Annotated in this window: 3 rRNA genes; all 3 read left to right on the forward strand. The window is 56.8% G+C overall.

Annotated elements, in window-relative coordinates:
* Window positions 1-100: 100 nt before the first annotated feature.
* A 16S ribosomal RNA gene (locus AB4Y89_RS24230) occupies window positions 101-1,619 on the forward strand.
* A 339-nt stretch (window positions 1,620-1,958) separates the two neighbouring features.
* Window positions 1,959-5,095, forward strand: a 23S ribosomal RNA gene (locus AB4Y89_RS24235).
* Between the two features lie 96 nt (window positions 5,096-5,191).
* Window positions 5,192-5,308 (forward strand): 5S ribosomal RNA (gene rrf, locus AB4Y89_RS24240).
* Together the 16S, 23S and 5S rRNA genes form the textbook arrangement of a ribosomal RNA operon.
* Window positions 5,309-5,321: the final 13 nt, after the last annotated feature.

Here is a 5,321-nt window from a genome sequence, read left to right on the forward strand (position 1 = left end):
TAGTCAACATGTTTTGTGTTGGCGTTTTGTTTTGCTGGGTTTTCGGACTCTGGTTCAAATACTTTTGATTGCACCCTTTCGGGGGTGTGGTTGTGAGTCTTCAACGGAGAGTTTGATCCTGGCTCAGGACGAACGCTGGCGGCGTGCTTAACACATGCAAGTCGAGCGGTAAGGCCCTTCGGGGTACACGAGCGGCGAACGGGTGAGTAACACGTGGGTGATCTGCCTCGTACTTCGGGATAAGCCTGGGAAACTGGGTCTAATACCGGATAGGACCTGCTGGTGCATGCTGGTGGGTGGAAAGATTTATCGGTGCGAGATGGGCCCGCGGCCTATCAGCTTGTTGGTGGGGTAACGGCCCACCAAGGCGACGACGGGTAGCCGACCTGAGAGGGTGACCGGCCACACTGGGACTGAGACACGGCCCAGACTCCTACGGGAGGCAGCAGTGGGGAATATTGCACAATGGGCGAAAGCCTGATGCAGCGACGCCGCGTGAGGGATGACGGCCTTCGGGTTGTAAACCTCTTTCGACTCCGACGAAGCGAGAGTGACGGTAGGAGTAGAAGAAGCACCGGCCAACTACGTGCCAGCAGCCGCGGTAATACGTAGGGTGCGAGCGTTGTCCGGAATTACTGGGCGTAAAGAGCTTGTAGGCGGTTTGTCGCGTCGTCTGTGAAAACTCACAGCTCAACTGTGAGCTTGCAGGCGATACGGGCAGACTTGAGTACTTCAGGGGAGACTGGAATTCCTGGTGTAGCGGTGAAATGCGCAGATATCAGGAGGAACACCGGTGGCGAAGGCGGGTCTCTGGGAAGTAACTGACGCTGAGAAGCGAAAGCGTGGGTAGCGAACAGGATTAGATACCCTGGTAGTCCACGCCGTAAACGGTGGGTACTAGGTGTGGGTTTCCTTCCACGGGATCCGTGCCGTAGCTAACGCATTAAGTACCCCGCCTGGGGAGTACGGCCGCAAGGCTAAAACTCAAAGGAATTGACGGGGGCCCGCACAAGCGGCGGAGCATGTGGATTAATTCGATGCAACGCGAAGAACCTTACCTGGGTTTGACATACACCGGAAACCTGCAGAGATGTAGGCCCCCTTGTGGTCGGTGTACAGGTGGTGCATGGCTGTCGTCAGCTCGTGTCGTGAGATGTTGGGTTAAGTCCCGCAACGAGCGCAACCCTTATCTTATGTTGCCAGCGCGTAATGGCGGGGACTCGTGAGAGACTGCCGGGGTCAACTCGGAGGAAGGTGGGGACGACGTCAAGTCATCATGCCCCTTATGTCCAGGGCTTCACACATGCTACAATGGCCGGTACAGAGGGCTGCRATACCGTGAGGTGGAGCGAATCCCTTAAAGCCGGTCTCAGTTCGGATCGGGGTCTGCAACTCGACCCCGTGAAGTTGGAGTCGCTAGTAATCGCAGATCAGCAACGCTGCGGTGAATACGTTCCCGGGCCTTGTACACACCGCCCGTCACGTCATGAAAGTCGGTAACACCCGAAGCCGGTGGCCTAACCCCTTGTGGGAGGGAGCCGTCGAAGGTGGGATTGGCGATTGGGACGAAGTCGTAACAAGGTAGCCGTACCGGAAGGTGCGGCTGGATCACCTCCTTTCTAAGGAGCACTTCTGCACGGCACCCCGAACAGTCGGGGAAGGTAAACGCTGGTGCCAGAGACCGTTGAGTCCCCGTCTGTGGGGCTGCGGATGCTCATGGGTGGAACGCTGACAGGTTTCCCCGTATTCGATCAATCCTCGGTGATTGGTCGCGGTGAATATATCGACACRCTGTTGGGTCCTGAGAGAACACGCGAGTGTTTCCTCTTGGGCAAGATAACGACAAGGCTGGGTCTTCAGTCATACCGCGAGGGTTTTCGGATCCTCGGCTGGTGCTGAGTCAGGGTTCGGTCTTGTGTGTTGTTTGAGAACTGCACAGTGGACGCGAGCATCTTTGTTAGTAAGTGTTTAAGAGCGTACGGTGGATGCCTTGGCACCAGGAGCCGATGAAGGACGTAGGAGGCTGCGATAAGCCTCGGGGAGCTGTCAACCGAGCTGAGATCCGAGGATTTCCGAATGGGGAAACCCAGCACGAGTGATGTCGTGTTACCCGCACCTGAATATATAGGGTGTGTGGAGGGAACGTGGGGAAGTGAAACATCTCAGTACCCACAGGAAGAGAAAACAATTGTGATTCCGTGAGTAGTGGCGAGCGAAAGCGGATGAGGCTAAACCATGCGGATGTGATACCCGGCAGGGGTTGTCCGTGTGGTGTTGTGGGGCTCACTTTCTTGTCACTGCCGTGGCGAGCAACAGTCAGAAAGGTTCGTGTTAGTCGAAGTGGTCTGGAACGGCCTGTCGTAGAGGGTGAGAGTCCCGTAGACGAAAACACGTGCCCTGTTGTAGTGGGTGCCCGAGTAGCAGCGGGCCCGTGAAATCTGCTGTGAATCTGCCGGGACCACCCGGTAAGCCTGAATACTCCCTGGTGACCGATAGCGGACTAGTACCGTGAGGGAAAGGTGAAAAGTACCCCGGGAGGGGAGTGAAATAGTACCTGAAACCGTGCGCTTACAATCCGTCAGGGCCTACGCACAGCTTGCTGTGGTGGGTGATGGCGTGCCTTTTGAAGAATGAGCCTGCGAGTTAGTGGCATGTGGCGAGGTTAACCCGTGTGGGGTAGCCGTAGCGAAAGCGAGTCCGAATAGGGCGTTCCAGTCGCGTGTTCTAGACCCGAAGCGGAGTGATCTACCCATGGCCAGGGTGAAGCGACGGTAAGACGTCGTGGAGGCCCGAACCCACTTAGGTTGAAAACTGAGGGGATGAGTTGTGGGTAGGGGTGAAAGGCCAATCAAACTCCGTGATAGCTGGTTCTCCCCGAAATGCATTTAGGTGCAGCGTCACGTGTTTCACACCGGAGGTAGAGCTACTGGATGGTCTAGGGGGCCCACAAGCTTACCGAAATCAGCCAAACTCCGAATGCCGGTGTGTGAGAACGTGGCAGTGAGACTGCGGGGGATAAGCTTCGTAGTCGAGAGGGAAACAGCCCAGATCGCCGGCTAAGGCCCCTAAGCGTGTACTAAGTGGAAAAGGATGTGGGGTCGCGAAGACAACCAGGAGGTTGGCTTAGAAGCAGCCACCCTTGAAAGAGTGCGTAATAGCTCACTGGTCAAGTGATCCTGCGCCGACAATGTAGCGGGGCTCAAGTACACCGCCGAAGCCGCGGCACTCGAACATAGACATCCGCATCCGACCCCGGTCGGGTGCGCAGTGGTTCGGGTGGGTAGGGGAGCGTCCTGCATCCAGGGAAGCCACGGAGTGATCCAGTGGTGGAGGGTGTGGGAGTGAGAATGCAGGCATGAGTAGCGAAAGACGAGTGAGAAACTCGTCCGCCGAATGACCAAGGGTTCCTGGGCCAGGTTAATCCGCCCAGGGTGAGTCGGGACCTAAGGCGAGGCCGACAGGCGTAGTCGATGGACAACGGGTTGATATTCCCGTACCCGTGTATCCGCGCCCATGACGAATCAGTTGTGCTAAGTGTCCAAAACCTCCGAGAAGACCTTCGGGTCTCGAGCGAGGGGCTGCACACGACCCCGGCTGGTAGTAGTCAAGCGATGGGGTGACGCAGGAAGGTAGCTGGGCCAGTCAGTGGTTGTACTGGTGTAAGCCTGTAGGGCGTTGTGTAGGCAAATCCGCACAACACGTGCCTGAGAGGTGATGCGTAACCGATTGAGGTGAATTCAGTGATCCTRTGCTGCCGAGAAAAGCCTCTAGTGAGTTGATACACGGCCCGTACCCCAAACCGACACAGGTGGTCAGGTAGAGAATACCGAGGCGATCGAGAGAACTGTGGTTAAGGAACTCGGCAAAATGCCCCCGTAACTTCGGGAGAAGGGGGACCACGTCCGGTGACGACCCTCGCGGTCCGAGCTGGGTGTGGTCGCAGAGACCAGAGAGAAGCGACTGTTTACTAAAAACACAGGTCCGTGCGAAGTCGTAAGACGATGTATACGGACTGACGCCTGCCCGGTGCCGGAAGGTTAAGAGGACCGGTTAGCGCCCCTCGGGACGCGAAGCTGAGAATTTAAGCCCCGGTAAACGGCGGTGGTAACTATAACCATCCTAAGGTAGCGAAATTCCTTGTCGGGTAAGTTCCGACCTGCACGAATGGCGTAACGACTTCTCTGCTGTCTCAACCACAGACTCGGCGAAATTGCATTACGAGTAAAGATGCTCGTTACGCGCGGCAGGACGAAAAGACCCCGGGACCTTCACTATAGCTTGGTATTGGTGTTCGGTACGGTTTGTGTAGGATAGGTGGGAGACTGTGAAAACGGCACGCCAGTGTCGTGGGAGTCGTCGTTGAAATACCACTCTGATCGTATTGGACTTCTAACCTCGGACCATGATCTGGTTCAGGGACAGTGCCTGGTGGGTAGTTTAACTGGGGCGGTTGCCTCCCAAAATGTAACGGAGGCGCCCAAAGGTTCCCTCAGCCTGGTTGGCAATCAGGTGTCGAGTGCAAGTGCACAAGGGAGCTTGACTGTGAGACAGACATGTCGAGCAGGGACGAAAGTCGGGACTAGTGATCCGGCACCGGCAAGTGGAAGCGGTGTCGCTCAACGGATAAAAGGTACCCCGGGGATAACAGGCTGATCTTCCCCAAGAGTCCATATCGACGGGATGGTTTGGCACCTCGATGTCGGCTCGTCGCATCCTGGGGCTGGAGTAGGTCCCAAGGGTTGGGCTGTTCGCCCATTAAAGCGGCACGCGAGCTGGGTTTAGAACGTCGTGAGACAGTTCGGTCTCTATCCGCCGCGCGCGTCAGAAACTTGAGGAAGGCTGTCCCTAGTACGAGAGGACCGGGACGGACGAACCTCTGGTGTGCCAGTTGTCCTGCCAAGGGCACCGCTGGTTAGCTACGTTCGGAAGGGATAACCGCTGAAAGCATCTAAGCGGGAAGCCCGTTCCAAGATGAGGTTTCTCACCACCCCCGAGTGGTTAAGGCCCCCCACAGACCATGGGGTTGATAGGCCGGAACTGGAAGCACGGCAACGTGTGAAGGTGACCGGTACTAATAGGCCGAGGACTTACCAACAAAGAAGCTACGCGTCCACTGTGCAGTATCTGAAACAACACACGCCCGCGCCGCAACCYCCACAACGGTTGCGCCACGTGAACAGTTTCATAAAGTTACGGCGGCCATAGCGGCAGGGAAACGCCCGGTCCCATTCCGAACCCGGAAGCTAAGCCTGCCAGCGCCGATGGTACTGCACCCGACAGGGTGTGGGAGAGTAGGACACCGCCGGAACATCCTTCCACGA

It is taken from the genome of Terriglobus sp. 2YAB30_2 (assembly GCF_052114765.1).
Taxonomy (GTDB): Bacteria; Acidobacteriota; Terriglobia; order Terriglobales; family Acidobacteriaceae; genus Terriglobus.